This window comes from Streptomyces sp. NPDC049954, from assembly GCF_040656295.1.
Classification (GTDB): domain Bacteria; phylum Actinomycetota; class Actinomycetes; order Streptomycetales; family Streptomycetaceae; genus Streptomyces.
The window spans coordinates 432,286-447,891 of sequence record NZ_JBFALS010000003.1; the positions used below are offsets into that span (position 1 = coordinate 432,286).

General features: G+C 72.3%; 15 protein-coding genes and 1 pseudogene. 3 read left to right on the forward strand and 13 right to left on the reverse strand.

Annotated elements, in window-relative coordinates:
• The first annotated feature begins 329 nt into the window (after positions 1–329).
• On the forward strand, positions 330–2,024 hold the full coding sequence (gene leuA, locus AB0J21_RS08340; RefSeq protein ID WP_363145221.1) for a 2-isopropylmalate synthase: 1,695 nt from the start codon (positions 330–332) through the stop codon (positions 2,022–2,024).
• A 499-nt stretch (positions 2,025–2,523) separates the two neighbouring features.
• Complete coding sequence (locus AB0J21_RS08345; RefSeq protein WP_363145222.1) at positions 2,524–3,192, forward strand: TerB family tellurite resistance protein; 669 nt, start codon at positions 2,524–2,526, stop codon at positions 3,190–3,192.
• Positions 3,193–3,273: 81 nt separating this feature from the next.
• On the opposite strand, the gene AB0J21_RS08350 is transcribed toward AB0J21_RS08345, so the two are convergent.
• The gene (locus AB0J21_RS08350) at positions 3,274–3,462 is read right to left on the reverse strand and encodes a hypothetical protein (RefSeq protein ID WP_363145047.1); all 189 of its coding nucleotides are present in this window, start codon (positions 3,460–3,462) and stop codon (positions 3,274–3,276) included.
• A 4-nt stretch (positions 3,463–3,466) separates the two neighbouring features.
• Positions 3,467–4,384, reverse strand: coding sequence for an RNA polymerase sigma factor SigJ (sigJ, locus tag AB0J21_RS08355; RefSeq protein WP_363145048.1), 918 nt, complete (start codon positions 4,382–4,384; stop codon positions 3,467–3,469).
• A gap of 104 nt (positions 4,385–4,488) precedes the next feature.
• Between sigJ and AB0J21_RS08360 the strand changes: the two genes are divergently transcribed.
• Entirely contained in the window at positions 4,489–4,854 is a 366-nt protein-coding gene (locus AB0J21_RS08360; protein WP_363145049.1) for a hypothetical protein, read from the forward strand.
• Positions 4,855–5,021: 167 nt separating this feature from the next.
• Here AB0J21_RS08360 and AB0J21_RS08365 read toward each other — a convergent pair whose 3' ends face one another.
• From AB0J21_RS08365 to AB0J21_RS08415, 11 genes and pseudogenes are all read right to left on the reverse strand, one after another.
• The gene (locus AB0J21_RS08365; RefSeq protein ID WP_363145050.1) at positions 5,022–6,296 is read right to left on the reverse strand and encodes a beta-ketoacyl-[acyl-carrier-protein] synthase family protein; all 1,275 of its coding nucleotides are present in this window, start codon (positions 6,294–6,296) and stop codon (positions 5,022–5,024) included.
• Complete coding sequence (locus tag AB0J21_RS08370; protein WP_363145051.1) at positions 6,289–7,497, reverse strand: MFS transporter; 1,209 nt, start codon at positions 7,495–7,497, stop codon at positions 6,289–6,291. The genes AB0J21_RS08365 and AB0J21_RS08370 overlap by 8 nt, the downstream gene beginning before the upstream one ends.
• 95 nt (positions 7,498–7,592) lie before the next feature.
• Complete coding sequence (gene hemA, locus AB0J21_RS08375; RefSeq protein ID WP_363145052.1) at positions 7,593–8,804, reverse strand: 5-aminolevulinate synthase; 1,212 nt, start codon at positions 8,802–8,804, stop codon at positions 7,593–7,595.
• Positions 8,805–8,834: 30 nt separating this feature from the next.
• Positions 8,835–10,379, reverse strand: a complete 1,545-nt coding sequence (locus tag AB0J21_RS08380; protein ID WP_363145053.1) for a 3-hydroxyacyl-CoA dehydrogenase — start codon at positions 10,377–10,379, stop codon at positions 8,835–8,837.
• A gap of 489 nt (positions 10,380–10,868) precedes the next feature.
• Positions 10,869–11,603 (reverse strand): annotated as a pseudogene (locus AB0J21_RS08385) (DinB family protein).
• Between the two features lie 97 nt (positions 11,604–11,700).
• Positions 11,701–12,621 (reverse strand): DMT family transporter, encoded by a 921-nt coding sequence (locus tag AB0J21_RS08390; protein WP_363145054.1) that lies wholly within the window; start codon positions 12,619–12,621, stop codon positions 11,701–11,703.
• Between the two features lie 61 nt (positions 12,622–12,682).
• Positions 12,683–13,585 carry an NADP-dependent oxidoreductase gene (locus AB0J21_RS08395; RefSeq protein ID WP_363145055.1) on the reverse strand — a complete coding sequence of 301 codons (903 nt, stop codon included), beginning with the start codon at positions 13,583–13,585 and terminating at the stop codon, positions 12,683–12,685.
• Positions 13,586–13,712: 127 nt separating this feature from the next.
• Entirely contained in the window at positions 13,713–14,186 is a 474-nt protein-coding gene (locus tag AB0J21_RS08400; RefSeq protein ID WP_363145056.1) for an alpha/beta hydrolase, read from the reverse strand.
• A 76-nt stretch (positions 14,187–14,262) separates the two neighbouring features.
• Entirely contained in the window at positions 14,263–14,463 is a 201-nt protein-coding gene (locus AB0J21_RS08405) for a DUF397 domain-containing protein (protein WP_363145057.1), read from the reverse strand.
• An 89-nt stretch (positions 14,464–14,552) separates the two neighbouring features.
• Positions 14,553–14,762 (reverse strand): DUF397 domain-containing protein, encoded by a 210-nt coding sequence (locus AB0J21_RS08410; RefSeq protein WP_363145058.1) that lies wholly within the window; start codon positions 14,760–14,762, stop codon positions 14,553–14,555.
• Positions 14,759–15,583 carry a helix-turn-helix transcriptional regulator gene (locus tag AB0J21_RS08415; RefSeq protein WP_363145059.1) on the reverse strand — a complete coding sequence of 275 codons (825 nt, stop codon included), beginning with the start codon at positions 15,581–15,583 and terminating at the stop codon, positions 14,759–14,761. Before AB0J21_RS08415 ends, AB0J21_RS08410 begins: the two co-directional genes overlap by 4 nt.
• Between the last annotated feature and the right edge of the window lie 23 nt (positions 15,584–15,606).

Here is a 15,606-nt window from a genome sequence, read left to right on the forward strand (position 1 = left end):
CGATAGAGGGATAGATCACCCGCTGATGTTTACCGAGGGCGAGAGCGGATCCCGCATACTGATACACGGACACGCACCGCGCACGACTCGGCTAAGGTGCGGAGCATCATGCGTTTCGGGCTGCTTCTTCTTAGCTGCCGCGGCGAGGGTCTGTAGTCGTAGGCCGACCCCCTCCCCGCGGAGTGAGGTGTTGCGGTTTTTCCGCACCGTCGGCCGCTTCGGCGGACCCAAGAGGAGCCCACGCAATGAGCATCAGCCAGCCTGTCGACCCCGGAACCTCCGCGCGCACCCCCCTCGGCAACACCACGCACCTCCAGCGCCCCTCCGGGATGCCGGTCCACAAGTACGGCCGGTACGAGCAGGTCGCGATCCCCGACCGCACCTGGCCCGAGAAGCGGATCACGAAGGCCCCCCGCTGGCTCTCCACGGACCTGCGCGACGGCAACCAGGCCCTGATCGACCCGATGTCCCCGGCCCGCAAGCGCGAGATGTTCGACCTGCTCGTACGCATGGGCTACAAGGAGATCGAGGTCGGCTTCCCGTCCTCCGGGCAGACCGACTTCGACTTCGTGCGGTCCATCATCGAGGACCCCGAGGCGATCCCCGAGGACGTGACGATCTCCGTCCTGACCCAGGCCCGCGAGGAGCTGATCGAGCGGACCGTCGAGTCCCTGGTCGGCGCCCGGCGCGCCAACGTCCACCTGTACAACGCGACCGCGCCGGTCTTCCGCGAGGTCGTCTTCCGGGGCTCGCGCGAGGACGTCAAGCGCATCGCCGTGGACGGCACCCGGCACGTCGTGGAGTACGCCCGGAAGCTGCTCGGCGAGGAGACCGTCTTCGGCTACCAGTACTCGCCGGAGATCTTCACCGACACCGAGCTGGACTTCGCGCTGGAGGTCTGCGAGGCCGTCATGGACGTCTGGCAGCCCGGTCCGGGCCGCGAGATCATCCTCAACCTGCCCGCGACCGTGGAGCGTTCGGCGCCCTCGACCTACGCGGACCGCTTCGAGTGGATGTCCCGCAACCTCTCGCGCCGCGAGTACGTCGCGCTGTCCGCGCACCCGCACAACGACCGGGGCACCGCCGTCGCCGCCGCCGAACTGTCCGTCATGGCCGGCGCCGACCGCGTCGAGGGCTGCCTGTTCGGCCAAGGCGAGCGCACCGGCAACGTCGACCTGGTGACCCTCGGGATGAACCTGTTCTCGCAGGGCATCGACCCGCAGATCGACTTCTCGGACATCGACGAGATCCGTCGCACCGCCGAGTACTGCAACCAGATGGAGATCCACCCGCGCCACCCCTACGCGGGCGACCTCGTCTACACCGCCTTCTCCGGCTCCCACCAGGACGCCATCAAGAAGGGCTTCGAGGCGATGGGCGTACGCGCCCAGCAGGCCGGGAAGACCGTCGACGACATCGAGTGGGCCGTCCCGTACCTGCCGATCGACCCGAAGGACGTCGGCCGCTCCTACGAGGCCGTGATCCGCGTCAACTCCCAGTCCGGCAAGGGCGGGATCGCGTACGTCCTGAAGAACGACCACAAGCTCGAACTGCCGCGCCGTATGCAGATCGAGTTCTCGAAGATCATCCAGGCCCGCACCGACGCGCAGGGCGGGGAGGTCACCCCGGCCGACATCTGGGCCGCCTTCCAGGACGAGTACCTGCCGAACCCGGACAACCCCTGGGGCCGCGTCCAGGTCAGGCACGGGCAGACCACGACCGACACCGACGGCATCGACACGCTGACGGTGGAAGCCGAGGTCGACGGCGCCGAGCAGACCCTCGTCGGCTCGGGCAACGGTCCGATCTCGGCCTTCTTCCACGCCCTGACGGGCATCGGGATCGACGCCAGGCTGCTGGACTACCAGGAGCACACGATGAGCGAGGGCGCCTCCGCCGTCGCCGCCTCGTACATCGAGGTCGCCATCGGCGACAAGGTCCTGTGGGGCATCGGCATCGACGCCAACACGACGCGGGCCTCCCTGAAGGCCGTCGTCTCCGCCGTCAACCGCGCCACCCGCTGACGCCCGCCCGGCGCGGCGGGGGAGGGGCGCCGCTCCTGCGCCGCGCCCGGGGCGCCGGACCTTTTCGCAGTCCCTGAACCCCTGTTCGCCTCGTGGGCCCCGCCGGTTTCCGACCGGCGGGGCCCACGTCATATCCCGGCCATGTCTCAGCCGAGTAACACGTGGGTACTGACGACACCACGCGGATGTGGCTAACATCACGCCAATGCGGTTCCTCGCCCGGCTGGTTCGGGTGAGCGCCGCCCGCAGCCCCGGGCCGGCCGGGCGCCGCCGTCCCGTACGGCGGCGCCCGCCGGGCAGGGACGGGGGCGCGGAACGGGAAAGCGCAGCGCAAGGAAGCGCTGCCGCTGAAGGGAGGTGCCTCGTGGTACGAGCCGGAGGCCAGGGCCGGGACCACAGCGGCGACCGGGTTCGGGACGGGCGTACGGGGTACGTCCGCCGGGTGCGTGGGGGAGGCGTCCGCGCCCTTCTGCGCTGGGCTGCCCGCACGGGCGCGCGGATCGCCCACGTCCGCACGAGCTGGACGACCGTCGGTGACGGCGAGTTCTTCTGCCCCGACTGCGGCGGGGACCGCAACTACCTGCGCCGCACCGGGCGTCGCCGGCTCACCTTCCTCGGTGTCCCGGTCCTCGGGCGCGGCGGTACCGGTCCCGTCGTCGAATGCGGCTCCTGCGAGGGCCGGTTCGGGCCGGAGGTCCTCGACCACCCCACCACCCACCGCTTCGGCGCGCTGCTGCGCGACGCCGTGCACACCGTCGTCGTCGCCGTCCTCGCGGCGGGCGGCACGGCCTCCCGTACGACGATGGAGACGGCCGCCGCGACCGTGCGCGCCGCCGGGTTCGAGGACTGCGGCGAGGACCAGCTCTACATGCTGATGCGGGCCCTGTCGGAGGACCCCGGCTCGGCCGCCTGCCCCGACGACCCGGCGGAGGCGGAGACGGCGGCGCTCACGCTGGCCATAGAGCTGCACGAGTCCATCGACCCGCTCGCCCCGCACCTCGCCCCGGTCGGCCGCGAAACGATCCTGCTCCAGGGCGCCCGCGTCGCCCTCGCGGACGGCCCCTACACGGCGGCCGAACGCGACGCCCTCGAACTCGTCGGCACGGCGCTGACTTTGGAGGCGCACGAGGTGACGCGGCTGCTGGAGGAGGCGCGGATGCCGTCCTGAGCGGCCGGGCGGACATACGGGCGGGCAGGCCGGCCGGTCGTGCTTCCCGGGGTGGCCGAGGCGGGTTCCCGGGCGTCTTCCTCACCAGGGAATGACCGCCGGGCCGGTGGAGAGCGAGAGCACGATCCAGAGGGCGAGGGGCAGGAGGACGAGGAGCACGACGGCGGCGAACACCTTCGCCCAGGTCGCGTAGTGCCCGCGTGGCTCGGTCCCGTCCGCCCGGGGCGCGTCGCGTCGCCCGCCCGTGGCCTTCCGCCGCTCCCGTGTCACGGCCTCAGTCCTCCCGCGCCCACGGCCGGAGCTTCTCCGGGTTGCGGACGACCCAGATCCGGGTGACGCGGCCGTCGGCGACCTCGAAGGCGGCCACGGTCATGACGGCGCCGGCCCGCCGCGCCACCAGGCCGGGCAGCCCGTTGACGGACCGCTCCAGGAGTTCGAGCCCCGGCGCCCGGTCGGCGACGGCCACCATGTACCGGGCGATGGCCGCACCGCCCTCGACCGGGCGCAGGGCCGCGCCGGCCAGGCCGCCGCCGTCGGCGGTCATCACGGCGGCCGGGTCGAGGAGGCCGACGAGGGCCGCGATGTTCTTCGTCTCCCACGCCTCCTTGACCTGCCGCACGGCCTCGGCCTGCCCCGCCCCCGTCACCGGGGTCCGCGCCTCGCGCACCCGCCGCCGCGCCGAGGCCGCGAGCTGCTTGCAGGCCGCAGGGGTCCGGCCGACGACGGCGGCGATCTCGGCGAAGGGGTACCGGAAGACGTCGTGCAGGACGAACGCCACCCGCTCGGCGGGCGTCATCGACTCCAGGACGACGAGGAAGGCCATGGTCACCGACTCGTCCAGGACCAACTGGTCGGCGGGGTCGCCGTCGCGGCCCTCGCCCCACCCGGCGCGGCCGGGCAGCGGATCGGGCAGCCACGCGCCCACGTAGCGCTCCCGCCGGGCCCGCGCCGAGCCGAGCAGGTCCAGGCAGATACGGCCGGTCACCGTCGTCAGCCAGGCGCCGGGGGAGGCGATCTCCTCCCGCCCCTCCGGCGGCAGCGCGTACCAGCGCGCGTACGCCTCCTGCACGGCGTCCTCGGCCTCCGCGAGTGAACCGAGCAACCGGTAGGCCACGTTGATCAGTTGACGCCGCTCGCCAGCTATTCCGCCGGCGCTCTCCCCGGCCGGCCCGGCCGCCTCCGCTGCCCTCATACTTCCGTCGCCCCCGTCGCCTTACCTTCCGGCGGCCCGTTTCGTCGGGCTGGTGAGACCTTATCGATCCACTGCCCGCACGGGGCGGAAAAGGGGACGGCAGCATGACCACCCAGGCGACGGCACCGCACCGCTTCTCGTTCCTCCAGGTCGCGATCGCCCTGCAGACACTGACCATCTTCGTCCAGGCGATCTCGGCCGGACTGCTGCTGACCTCGCACTACGGGGAGACGATCCACGGCGTCGGGGCCCGCGTCATGTACGGCGCCTCGATGCTCTACGTGCTCGCCGCCGTCCTCGCGTGGAAGCCGGGCGGCGGCTCGCCCCGGCCGATAGGGCACGCGACCGGCTTCCTCGTCCTCGCCTCGGTCCAGGTCGTGCTCGGCATCGCGCACGTGCCCTCGGTCCATCTCCCGCTGGGCGTCCTGATGTTCGGGCTGAGCCTGGTGGCGCTGGTGCGGCGGCGCTGACGTCCGGCGCACGGACGGACGGGTGGGCGGCTGGACGGCTGGACCGGTGGACGGCCGGTGACACCTTGTCATGAACTGCCCACCGTCCAGCGGGAGTCCGGACGGCCGCCGCCGTACGGGTGCTCGCGCGGCAGGAAGCGGCTGGAGGACCGCACGATGCTCGCTTCTCAGGCCGCCGCCCCCAGCGCCAGCACCGACGTCTGGCTCCCGAAGGCGAACGACAGGGACACCGCGAGATCGAACGAGGTGTCGCGGGCGCCCTCCGCCACGTGGTCGTGGTCGCACTCCGGGTCGGGCATCGTCAGATTGATGGTCGGCGCCAGCCGCTGGTGGTGCAGCATCAGAGCGGTGGAGGCCGCGTTGATGATCCCGGCCAGGCCGAAGGTGTGCCCGTAGATCGGCTTGTTGGAGCTGATCGGGGGCAGCGCCCCGGGGCCGCGGCCGGGATACAGCGCACGCAGGGCCCGGCTCTCGGCGAGATCGTTGTAGCGGGTCGCGGTCCCGTGGCCGCAGAAGTAGCCCACCTCGTCCGGGCGGCGCCCGGCCTCCTCCAGGGCCTCGACCACCAGACCGGCGGTGACCTCGCCGGTCAGGTCCATGGTGGTGGGGTGGTCGGCCTCGTTCATCGAGGCGTGGGCGAGGACACGGGCGTACACCCGGGCCCCGCGCCGCAGGGCGGTCGACTCCCGCTCCAGGCACAGCACCACGGAGCCCTCGCCGAGGGCGAACCCCTCCCGGTCGGCGCTGTAGGGGCGCACCGCGCGGGAGGGGTCCGCGGACTCCGTGGAGAGCACGCCGTCGCCCAGCGCCCGGTAGCAGTGCGCCACCTCGGGCAGGATGGGGAACTCGTGGCCGCCGACCAGGACGGCGTCGCTGCTGCCCGCCCGCAGCTCCCGCAGGGCCAGGCCGATCGCCTGGTGGCCGCCGACGCAGGCGTTGCTGACGGTCGTGACGAGGCCCTTCGCCCCGGTGTGGATGGCGGCCAGGCTGGCCGGGGTGCCGGGCAGCCCGCGGAACATGGCGCCCTTGTCGTCGTACGCCGTCGGGTCCTCGCCGCGCAGCACCGGCTGCCACCAGGAGAGCGGGCCGCGTGACGAGGAGAAGATCACGCTGAGCCGCCGGGGATCGACGTCCCCCTGGCCGAGGCCCGCGTCGTCGCGGGCCTGGACGAGCGCGGACACCGCGATCAGGATCTCGCGGCTGTACTTGCGGGCGTGGGAGGGGTCCAGGCCCGGCAGGCGGGCGGCGTGGTCGAAGTCGCGTATCTCGGCCGCCGCGTGCACGGGCAGCCCCTCGGCGGGGCCGTCGAACCGGGTGAGGGCCCCGATCTGGGACCGCCCGCCCGATACGTGCCGCCAGAACTCCGCGGCCGATCCGGTGCCGGGCAGCAGGGTGCCTATCCCGGTGACGACGACGGGGTCGTCGGCAGGTCGGTCAGTCATCGTCGAGAACTCCTTGCCGCGCGGGATCAGCGCGTGTCTCCCGCGCCGGGCCGGTGGGGGTGGGACGTCCGTAGGTGAGGGCCGCGACGGTCACGGCGACGGCCGCGAGGACGAAGGCGGGCACGGCGGTCGACCCAGGGCCCCAGGTGTTGACGAGGAGCCCGCCGACCACGCCGCCGATGGCGATGCCCAGGTACAGGGCGGAGCTGTTGAGCGCCACGGTGAAGGGGCCGCTCGCCTCGCTGAGCGAGAGCAGCCGGTGCTGCTGGGGCACGAGGTACATCCACCCCGTGGCACCCCAGACGAACAACGCGACGCCCGCCCCGGTCAGGGACCCGGACCACAGCGGGAGCAGGGCCAGGTCCACCGCCATGCCGCCGACGGCGAGCAGGAGCACCGCCCGGTTGCCCAGCCGGTCGGTGGCGGTCCCGGCGACGGCGTTGCCCGCGACGGCACCGACGCCGAAGACGAACAGCAGCACCGACAGCGCCCGCCCACCGTGGGTGGCGTCCTGGAGCACCGGGCCGATGTACGTGTAGACCACGTGCTCTGAGGTGACGGCCAGCAGGGTGACCGACAGGGTGATCAGGACGGCCGGGTCGCGCAGGCCCGAGAGCCGTTCGGCCAGCGGGTGCCTGCCCGCGGGCGCCAGTCTCGGCAGCACCAGGCTCCCCAGCAGCGCGACCGCGCCCAGCGCGGCGACCGCCCACAGCGTGGCCCGCCAGCCCGCCACGCCGCCGATCCAGGTGCCGATCGGCACCCCCAGCGCGGTGGCCACGGTCAGGCCGCCGATGACGATGCCCAGTGCCCGGCCCCTGCGCTCCTCGGGGACCAGGGACGCGGCGGCGGCGGAGGCCTGGGGCGTGTACGAGGCGGCGCCGAGCGCGGCGACGAACCGGCCCGCCGCGACCCAGCCGTAGGAGTCGCCCAGTGCGGAGATGACGTTGCCGACGACGAACGTGCCCAGCCCGCAGGCCAGTACGGTCCGGCGGGACAGTGAGCCGGTGATCGTGGCGCTGACCGGGGCGAACAGCGCGTACGTCAGGGAGAACACGGTGATCAGCTGACCGGCGGCACCGGGGGAGACACGGAGGTCGTGCGCGATCTCCGGCAGCACACCGGCGATCACGAACGCGTCCGTGCCGATGGCGAAGGCGCCCACCGCGAGCAGCCAGAGCACAGGTGGGGTGGCGTTTTTCACGAGAATCCTTGATCTTGGGTGCGGTTTCGGCCGCGGCCCCGGCACGAGCGCGGCTTCGGAACCCGTGCCGGGGCGACGGCCTGCGGCCGGTGCGGTCAGCGGCTGCGGGGAAGACCGGCCGCCGACCACACGGCGTCGAGCGCCTGGACGAACGCCTCGACGTCCTCGGCCGTGTGACGGGAGGTGGGTGTGACGCGCAGCCGCTCGCTGCCCTCGGGCACGGTCGGCGCGTTCACCGGCTGGACGTAGATGCCGTGGTCGCCCAGGAGCAGCGCGCTGACCTCCTTGTTGCGGTGCGGGTCGCCGACGAGCACCGGGACCACGTGGCTGTCCCGCGATATGACCGGGATGCCCCGCGCGGCCAGTGCCTCCTTCAGTTCCGACGCACGCGCCCGCAGCAGGTCCCGCTGGGTGGAGTCGTGGCGGACCAGACGCAGCGCGGACAGCGCGCCGGCCACCAGCGGTGCCGGGGCGGACGTGCTGAAGACGAACGGGGCCGCGAAGGTCCGCACGCTGTCGATGACGGAGGCGGGCCCGGCGATGTAGCCGCCGGCCCCGCCGAGCCCCTTGCCGAAACCGCCCTGGAAGACGGTGACCCGGTCACGGACGCCCTGCTCCTCCGCGTAGCCGGAGCCCTCCTCGCCGTAGATGCCGACCGAGTGGATCTCGTCCAGGTAGGTCAGGGCCCCTAACTCCTCGGCGAGGTCCACGATCTCCCGGACCGGGGAGAAGTCGCCCTCCATGGAGTACAGGGACTCGAAGGCGACCAGCTTGGGCGCGTCGGGGCCCGTCTCCTCCAGCAGCTTGCGCAGGTGGCCCGTGTCGTTGTGGCGGAAGATCCTCTTCTGCGCACCGCTGTTGCGGACCCCCTGGATGATCGACGCGTGGTTCAGCTCGTCGGAGAAGATCACCAGCCCCGGTATGCGCCGGCCCAGCACCGACAGGGTGGCGTCGTTGGCCGCGAAGCCGGTGCTGAACAGCAGCGCCCGCTCCTTGCGGTAGAGCGAGGCGAGTTCGGCCTCCAGGTCCTCGTGGAAGGTGCTGGTGCCCGAGATGCTGCGCGCGCCGCCGGTGCCCAGGCCCACACCGCGCACCGTGTCGGCGACCGCGTCGACGACCGCCGGGTGGTGGCTCAGCGAGAGGTAGTCGTTGGAGCACCAGACGGTGATCTCGCGCGGGCCCTCGGCGGCGTGGAGCACAGCCCGCGGGGCCGTCGCGGCGCGGCGCTCCAGGTTCAGGTACGTCCGGTAGCGCCCCTGCTCCTTGGCCGACGCGACGTCCCGGGCGAGGTGTGACAGAGCCTGCATGGGTGGTGTCTCCGTTTCTGGAAGAGGAGGTCAGACCGCGAGTGGGCCGGTGCGCAGCGCTCCGCGGCGCAGCGCGGGGGAGGGGCGGTAGTGCCCGTCCCGGTGTTCGTCGTCGAGGTTCTCCAGCAGGGCGAGGACCGAGGGCAGCCCGATCCGCTCGCCCCAGGCGACCGGCCCCAGCGGGTAGTTGGTGCCCAGGCGCATGGCGGTGTCGACGTCGTGGGCGCTCGCCAGGCCGTCGGCCACCGCGTCCAGCGCGAGGTTGACGAGCATGGCGACGGTACGGAACACCAGCAGCCCCGGGATGTCGTCCACCGTGCTGACGGCCTTGCCCAGCAGCTGGAACAGGCCCACCGCGGCGTCCCGCGAGGCATCGGGCACCCCGCCGCTCACCGCCAGGGCGGTACGGGAGGAGGTGGCGAAGTCCGGGCTCAGGTCGAACAGGACGACCGGACGTCCCGTACACCGGGCGTGCCGGTCGGCTGTCCGCCCGTCGGTCAGACGCAGCAGCGTCCCGTCGGGCAGCTCGAACATCCCGTCCAGCGCGCTGCCGGCGGCCGCCGCCACCCGTTCGACGGGGATTCCGGCCGCGACGAGCACGTCCACGAGTCCTCCGGCGGGCCCGGCGTCACCGTGCAGACGCACCAGACGCGGCGGCGGTACGGAGACCGGGGCGCGGGTGCCCGGAGCGGGCGGGGCACCGCCGGGCCCGTGGCCGTAGAACCCCCGGCCCGCCTTGCGCCCGAGGTACCCGGCCTCCACCAGCTTGCGCTGGACGAGGGAGGGGGCGAAACGCGTGTCGTGGTGGAAGGCGCTCCACACCCCCCGGGTGACCGCTTCGTTGACGTCGTGGCCGATGAGGTCCATCAGCGCGCAGGGGCCCATGGCGAAGCCCCCCGAGCCCGTGAGGACCGCGTCGATGGTGGCCGGTGAGGCCGCTCGCTGTTCCCGGGTGCGCAGCGCCTCCCCGTAGAACGGGCGTGCCACCCGGTTGACGATGAATCCGGGCAGGTCGGCGGAGAGCACCGGGGTCTTTCCCCAGCGTTCCGCGGTCCTGTGCAGGAAACGGGTGGTGCGCTCGGCCGTGGCCGTCGCGGAAACCACTTCGACCAGCCTCATCAGGGGAGCCGGATTGAAGAAGTGCAGTCCCGCGAACCGGGCCGGGTTCTCCAGGCCGGCGGCGAGAGCGGTCACGGACAGGGAAGAAGTGTTGGTGGCGATAATGGTTTCCTCGCCCACGTGCTTCTCGATGCTCGCCAGAACCGCGGACTTGGCCGCCATGTCCTCGCGCACGGACTCTATGACGAGGCCGGCCGAGGCCGCTTCCGGTAATTCCTCCGAGGTGGTCAGCCGGTCCAGAGCGGCGAGCGCTTCCTCTTTGCCCAGCCGCCCCTTGCCGACCAGCCGGAGAATGCGGCTCTTAATTTCCTCCCGGCCTCGCCGGGAACTCTCCACACGGCGGCTCAGCAGGAGCACCCGGTGGCCGGCGAGGAGCGCGACCTGGGATATCCCGGTTCCCATGGCGCCGGCTCCGACAACGGCCACAAGGTCGTCCGGTTGCTTGTGCAACTTCACAGGAATCCTAGGGGAATAGGCTTATGGGCTGAGGCGTCCGAGCTTCTGAGGCAGCGCCTTCGGTCAACGTAATCCACCCGCTCGGCCTTGGCCGGGGCGTGCAACACGCCCTTCATGGAAGGTTCATGGGGGCTATGCGCAGGGTGTTGTCGAGTGGCGTCCTCGGCAGAGAATCGCTGGGCGGGCCGGTATTTTCCACGGGTGTTCTATTCGGCGCCTCGGCGCGACGGCACGACGGCGGTGGGGCGGCCGTCCGGAGAGGGGCCGTCCTGGGCGGCGCGACCGGCCGGCCGCGAGGCGGCTCGCCGCCGGTGACCGGACGCCCACGGTCGCAGGACCCGTCGGAATACCCGGGAACAGCCCCGGGTGTTCCGCGCCGTAGCGGGCTCGTGGAGTCCAGGGCATTCGAGCCCGGTGCCGTCGTGCGTAAGCCGGATACTCAGGCCGTGCTCGTGGGCGTCCCGGCGGCGAGCGGTGCCGCCGGTCGGGTCAGCCTGCCCGCCCGGCCCGGGACGTGGGGAATCCGGCCCGCCACAGGTCGCGGAGCAGCGCGATCTCGGCCATGTGGTGGATGAGTTCGAGGTTCTCCCCGGCCACCACGGCGGCGAACGGGTCACCGGGGTCGGAGTCGTACGGGTACTGCGAGAGGCCGACCGTGTCGAGCTGCTCGTCGGTGACGGAGGCGAGGCTCGCGCGCCGGCGGTCGAGCAGCGCCCAGAAGCCTTCGAGCGCCGGGGCGGCGGACGGGGAGAAGCCGACCAACTCGTGCGGGTCTCGCCGCCGTTCGCCGAAAGTCCACTCCCAGCGGCCCGCGAGGCCGGAGTGCAGGTGGCCGAGGCGCCAGGCGATGGTGGTGACGTGCGTCTCGTCGGGCTTAGGCGTACCGGTGTGGGCGAGGACCTGCTCGACGCGCTCGACGCTCACGCTCCAGTCCTCGGCGATCCTGTCGACCGTCATGCCGTCGGCCGCCTGCCGGGCGGCCTCGGCGTACTCGCTCGCCGGGATGTCGGGGGCGCCCTTGTCGAGCACCCACTCGCCAGGCCCGTACGCCCTCGGGGTCGCCGCCTAGGCCCGGCGCCGGACCGACCAGCACCCCGGTACGGGCTTCCACAGGTACTCCTCGTCGCCGAGCCCCGCCAGCCGCGCCCGGGCCGTCTCCCTGGCCTGGTCGAACTGTCCGAGCAGGAGACCCAGTCCGTCGTTCCGTACGGTGCCCGGCCCCATGGCGGCCCCCTTCGTCGCGGCGTCCACCCGTGTCGCGGCACGCTCAGAGGGAAGGTAACGGCCCGGCCCGGGGACGGCGACCCGTTTCGGTGCCGGTTCAGTCGGCCGGACCGGTGCCCCGCGTGGCGCCCACGGACGCGGCCACCACGCACAGCACCGCGATCCACTGCGACAGGTGCAGCGACTCGCGGAGCACGACGAAGCCGATGAGGGCCGCCATCGCCGGTTCGAGGCTCATCAGGATGCCGAACACGCGTGGCGGAATCCTGCGCAGCGCCTCCAGGTCCAGCGTGTACGGGATCACCGAGGACAGCAGCGCCACACCGAGCCCCGCGATCAGGACCCACGGCTGGATCAGCGCCGTCCCGCTCTCGGCCACACCGAACGGCACGGCCACCAGCGCCGCGACCGCCATGCCGAGCGCCAGCCCACCGCCCTCCGTGGTGTGCCGGCCCAGCGCCGCGCCGACGAGGATGTACAGGCCCCAGGCCGCGCCCGCCGCGAGGCCGAACAGCAGGCCCACCAGGTCGAGTTCGCCGCCCCCTTCCATCAGCAGGACCACCCCGCCCGTCGCGAGCAGCGCCCAGAAGGCGTCCAGCCACCGCCTCGACCCGGCCAGGGCCACCGTCAGCGGCCCGAGGAACTCGACGGTCACCGCGATCCCCAGCGGAAGGCGGGACAGCGCCTGGTAGAAGCACAGGTTCATCCCGCCGAGCACGACGCCGTACGCGAGCACCACGGCCCACGTGCGACGGCTCACGCGTGGCGACGGCCGCCACACCAGCAGCAGCACCGCCGCCGCGAAGAACAGCCGCAGCGCGACCGTCCCGAAGCTGCCGACCGCGCCGAACAGGTGCTTGGCCACCGCCGAGCCCAGCTGGACGCTGACGATGCCGAGCAGGACCAGCGCCGTCGGCGGGACCGCGTCGAAGGTGCGTCCCGCGAGCGCGGTCAGCGAAAGGGACCGGGCGCGGGGAAAGGGGCCGCGCCCGGTCCCGTCGACGTTCATGGTGGCCATGCGGGCATTCTTCAACGACCGGGCGCGGCACGGCACATGCTTTTCGTCCCGGAGGCGGGTGTCAGCCGATCAGCAGGACGAGTTTCCCGCGCGGGCGACCGTCCTCACCGGCGCGGTGCGCCGCCGCGATCTCGGCGAGCGGGAAGGTGTGGACGGCCGGGAGCGCGAAGCGCCCCGACTCGATCAGTTCACCGATCCCGGTGAGCGCGTGGAGGGCGCGACCGTCGTCGCCCCGGCTGAACCTCACCCCGTGCTCCCGCGCGCCGGGGAAGTCGGCGACGGTCACGACGTGCTCCGGACCGCCCGCCAGGCCGATGAGTTCGGGCAGTACCCCGCTCCCGGCGACGTCGAGCGCCAGGTCCACGCCTTCGGGAGCGAGCGCGCGCACCCGCTCTACCAGGCCCGCGCCGTACGTGACGGGCTCGGCGCCCAGCGAGCGCAGGTAGTCGTGGTTCGCGGGGCTCGTCGTGCCGATCACCCGCGCGCCGCGTGCCACGGCGAGCTGGACGGCGGCGGCGCCGACGCTCCCGGAGGCGCCGTTGACGAGGAGCGTGCCGCCGCTTCCGACACCGAGCTGGTCGAGCGCGCGGGTCGCCGTCTCGACGGCGGCCGGCAGCGCGGCGGCCTCGGCGAAGCCGAGCGAGGGCGGGAGGGGCGCGTAGTGGGGCAGCACCGCCAGTTCGGCCTGCGCCGCCCCCTCGGTGCAGAAGCCGAACACCCGGTCGCCGACGGCGACGTCCGCGACGCCCTCGCCGAGCCGGTCCACGACCCCGGCCGCCTCGTAGCCCATGGTCTGCGGGAGTTCCTCGTCCATCAGCCCCGCGCGCTTCTTCCAGTCGCTCGCGTTGACCCCGGCCGCGCGCACCGCGATCCGCACCTCACCGGGCCCCGGAAGCGGATCGGGAAGCTCCACGATCTCCAGGACCTCCGGGCCCCCGAAGCGGCTGAACTGGGCTGCCTTCATGGCGCGTTCCGATCTCGGGTCCGGGGCGTCACCCGTGCCGGGTTCGACCGTGTACGTGCTTCGCTCCGCACACCCTAGGTGTACGTCCCCGCAGGTGGACGGCCGGGCGCGCCCGGGAGGCGAGCGCTCAGCCCAGGAAGGCCGCCGTCGCCCTGACGAACAGGCCCGCGTCGTCCAGCCACGGGTAGTGGCCCGTCCCCGGCTGTACGAGGAAGACGGCCTCCCCGAACAGCTTCGCGAAGGCCGCGACCGCCGGGGGCGGGCTGTTCAGGTCGTACTCCCCGGCCAGCAGCAGCGCCCGGACGCCGCCCGCGCTGTGCGCCAGCAGGTCCATCCGGTCCAGCCCGAGGTGCGCCCGCAACGCCTCGACGTCCTCCGCCATCCGGTCGCAACGGTAGGAACCGGTGTCCTCGGGAACGTCGGAGGCGCCGGTGCCGCGCAGGTCCAGCACGCACAGCCGACGCCGGGCCGACAGCCCGCCGAGATCCCCGAGGTACGCCGAGCCGGTGGGGCCCCCGGGGACACAGACGACGGGGTCCCCCTCGGTCCCGTGGACGCGGTAGGAGAGCGGGGTGCCGTCGAAGGCGGGGAAGGTGGGCATGACGGGGAGGCTGGCACTGCTCACCCCGTCCCGCAACGAGGTTGTGTGACGGGCGGCCGTGTCGCGGGGTGTGCGGTCAGCGGGGCGCGGTCACGTCCTCGATGAAGCGGGACCAGGCGGGGCCTTGGAAGAGGAGGACGGGGCCGGTGGGGTTCTTGCTGTCGCGGACCGGGACGGGGCCGACTGGGGGGTCGGCGACTTCGAGGCAGTTGTCCGCATTGCCGCCGCTGTAGCTGCTCTTGCGCCACACCGTGACTGTTGAGTCGCTTTCGCGCATCGCCGGTACCTCCTCGGCTGCCGTTGTGAGCAGAAGCGCGGGTCATGCGTGAGCGGCGCTGGCTCTGAGTCGGTCGTAGGGCGTATCGGTCAGCGTGGAAGGGCGCCTGCCATGCTCTCGATGAACTGCGACCAGGCGGGGCCTTGGAAGAGGAGGACGGGGCCGGTGGGGTTCTTGCTGTCGCGGACCGGGACGGGGCCGACTGGGGGGTCGGCGACTTCGAGGCATTCGGCGCCTTCGCCGTTGCTGTAGGTGCTCTTGCGCCATCTCGCGGCGGACAGTACGGGGGCAGGCATCATTGGTAGCTTTCGGCTGCGGATTCGAGCATGTGCATGGAAGCGGCAAGCGGGAGCGCGGCCGTCCTGAGCTGAGCGTAGACCTCCTGCGCCTTCCGGTAGACATGAGAGTCGTCGAGCATGGCGCTGCTGGACAGGGCCTCTGTGTAGAGCACGGACGGAGTGTCCTCGAACTCCATCAGGCGGATGGGGCCGATCATGACTCCCGGTGCCCCGGCGGCAAACGGCAGTACCTGTACGGCCACTTCGTGGCGACGTGCGCGACTCAGGACGTACTCCAGTTGTTCGCGCATCGCAGCTCGGCCACCCACGGGTGTCAGGAGGGCGGCCTCATGGAGGATGAGCCAGTACTTGGGGCGGGTGGTGTCCGCAAGAATCCGCGCCCGTTTCATGCGAGCTTCCACCAGGCTGTTGACGAACACATCCTCGGCGAGGGGGTACATGGCTCTGGTGATCGCGTACGCATAGGCTGAGGTTTGCAGGAGCCCCGGAATCCGAAGGTCCTGGAACTCGTAAATAGCGGTCGCCAGTGGTTCTGCCTCGTGCATAGGCAGGAAGTGGTCGGCCAACCCCTGTCTCGTGTGGATAAGTTTGCGCACCATGCGCCTGAAGGTGCCGCCGGTTTCGAGTACCGCGTCGATGCGCTCGGCCACATCCAACTGCGGCTTGCGTTGACCGATTTCGAACTGGGCGATGTAACTGGCCGACACGTAGACGCGTGCCGCCAGCTCCGACTGCGTCAACCCCGCCGCCATCCTCGCCCGTTTCAACTCCTCCCCGAAGTACTCCCAGGTCAGGATCTTGAACTCTTCGTCAAGCCTCAACGCCCGCTCCTCACAGTGCTGGT

Bases quoted from the DNA above. Each gene is read 5' to 3' on its own strand.
- leuA (WP_363145221.1), top strand. From the start codon at position 330: ATGCCGGTCCACAAGTACGGCCGGTACGAGCAGGTCGCGATCCCCGAC.
- sigJ (WP_363145048.1), bottom strand. From the start codon at position 4,384: ATGAGGGCAGCGGAGGCGGCCGGGCCGGCCGGGGAGAGCGCCGGCGGA.
- AB0J21_RS08360 (WP_363145049.1), top strand. From the start codon at position 4,489: ATGACCACCCAGGCGACGGCACCGCACCGCTTCTCGTTCCTCCAGGTC.
- AB0J21_RS08365 (WP_363145050.1), bottom strand. From the start codon at position 6,296: ATGACTGACCGACCTGCCGACGACCCCGTCGTCGTCACCGGGATAGGC.
- hemA (WP_363145052.1), bottom strand. From the start codon at position 8,804: ATGCAGGCTCTGTCACACCTCGCCCGGGACGTCGCGTCGGCCAAGGAG.
- AB0J21_RS08390 (WP_363145054.1), bottom strand. From the start codon at position 12,621: ATGGCCACCATGAACGTCGACGGGACCGGGCGCGGCCCCTTTCCCCGC.
- AB0J21_RS08395 (WP_363145055.1), bottom strand. From the start codon at position 13,585: ATGAAGGCAGCCCAGTTCAGCCGCTTCGGGGGCCCGGAGGTCCTGGAG.
- AB0J21_RS08400 (WP_363145056.1), bottom strand. From the start codon at position 14,186: ATGCCCACCTTCCCCGCCTTCGACGGCACCCCGCTCTCCTACCGCGTC.
- AB0J21_RS08405 (WP_363145057.1), bottom strand. From the start codon at position 14,463: ATGCGCGAAAGCGACTCAACAGTCACGGTGTGGCGCAAGAGCAGCTAC.
- AB0J21_RS08410 (WP_363145058.1), bottom strand. From the start codon at position 14,762: ATGATGCCTGCCCCCGTACTGTCCGCCGCGAGATGGCGCAAGAGCACC.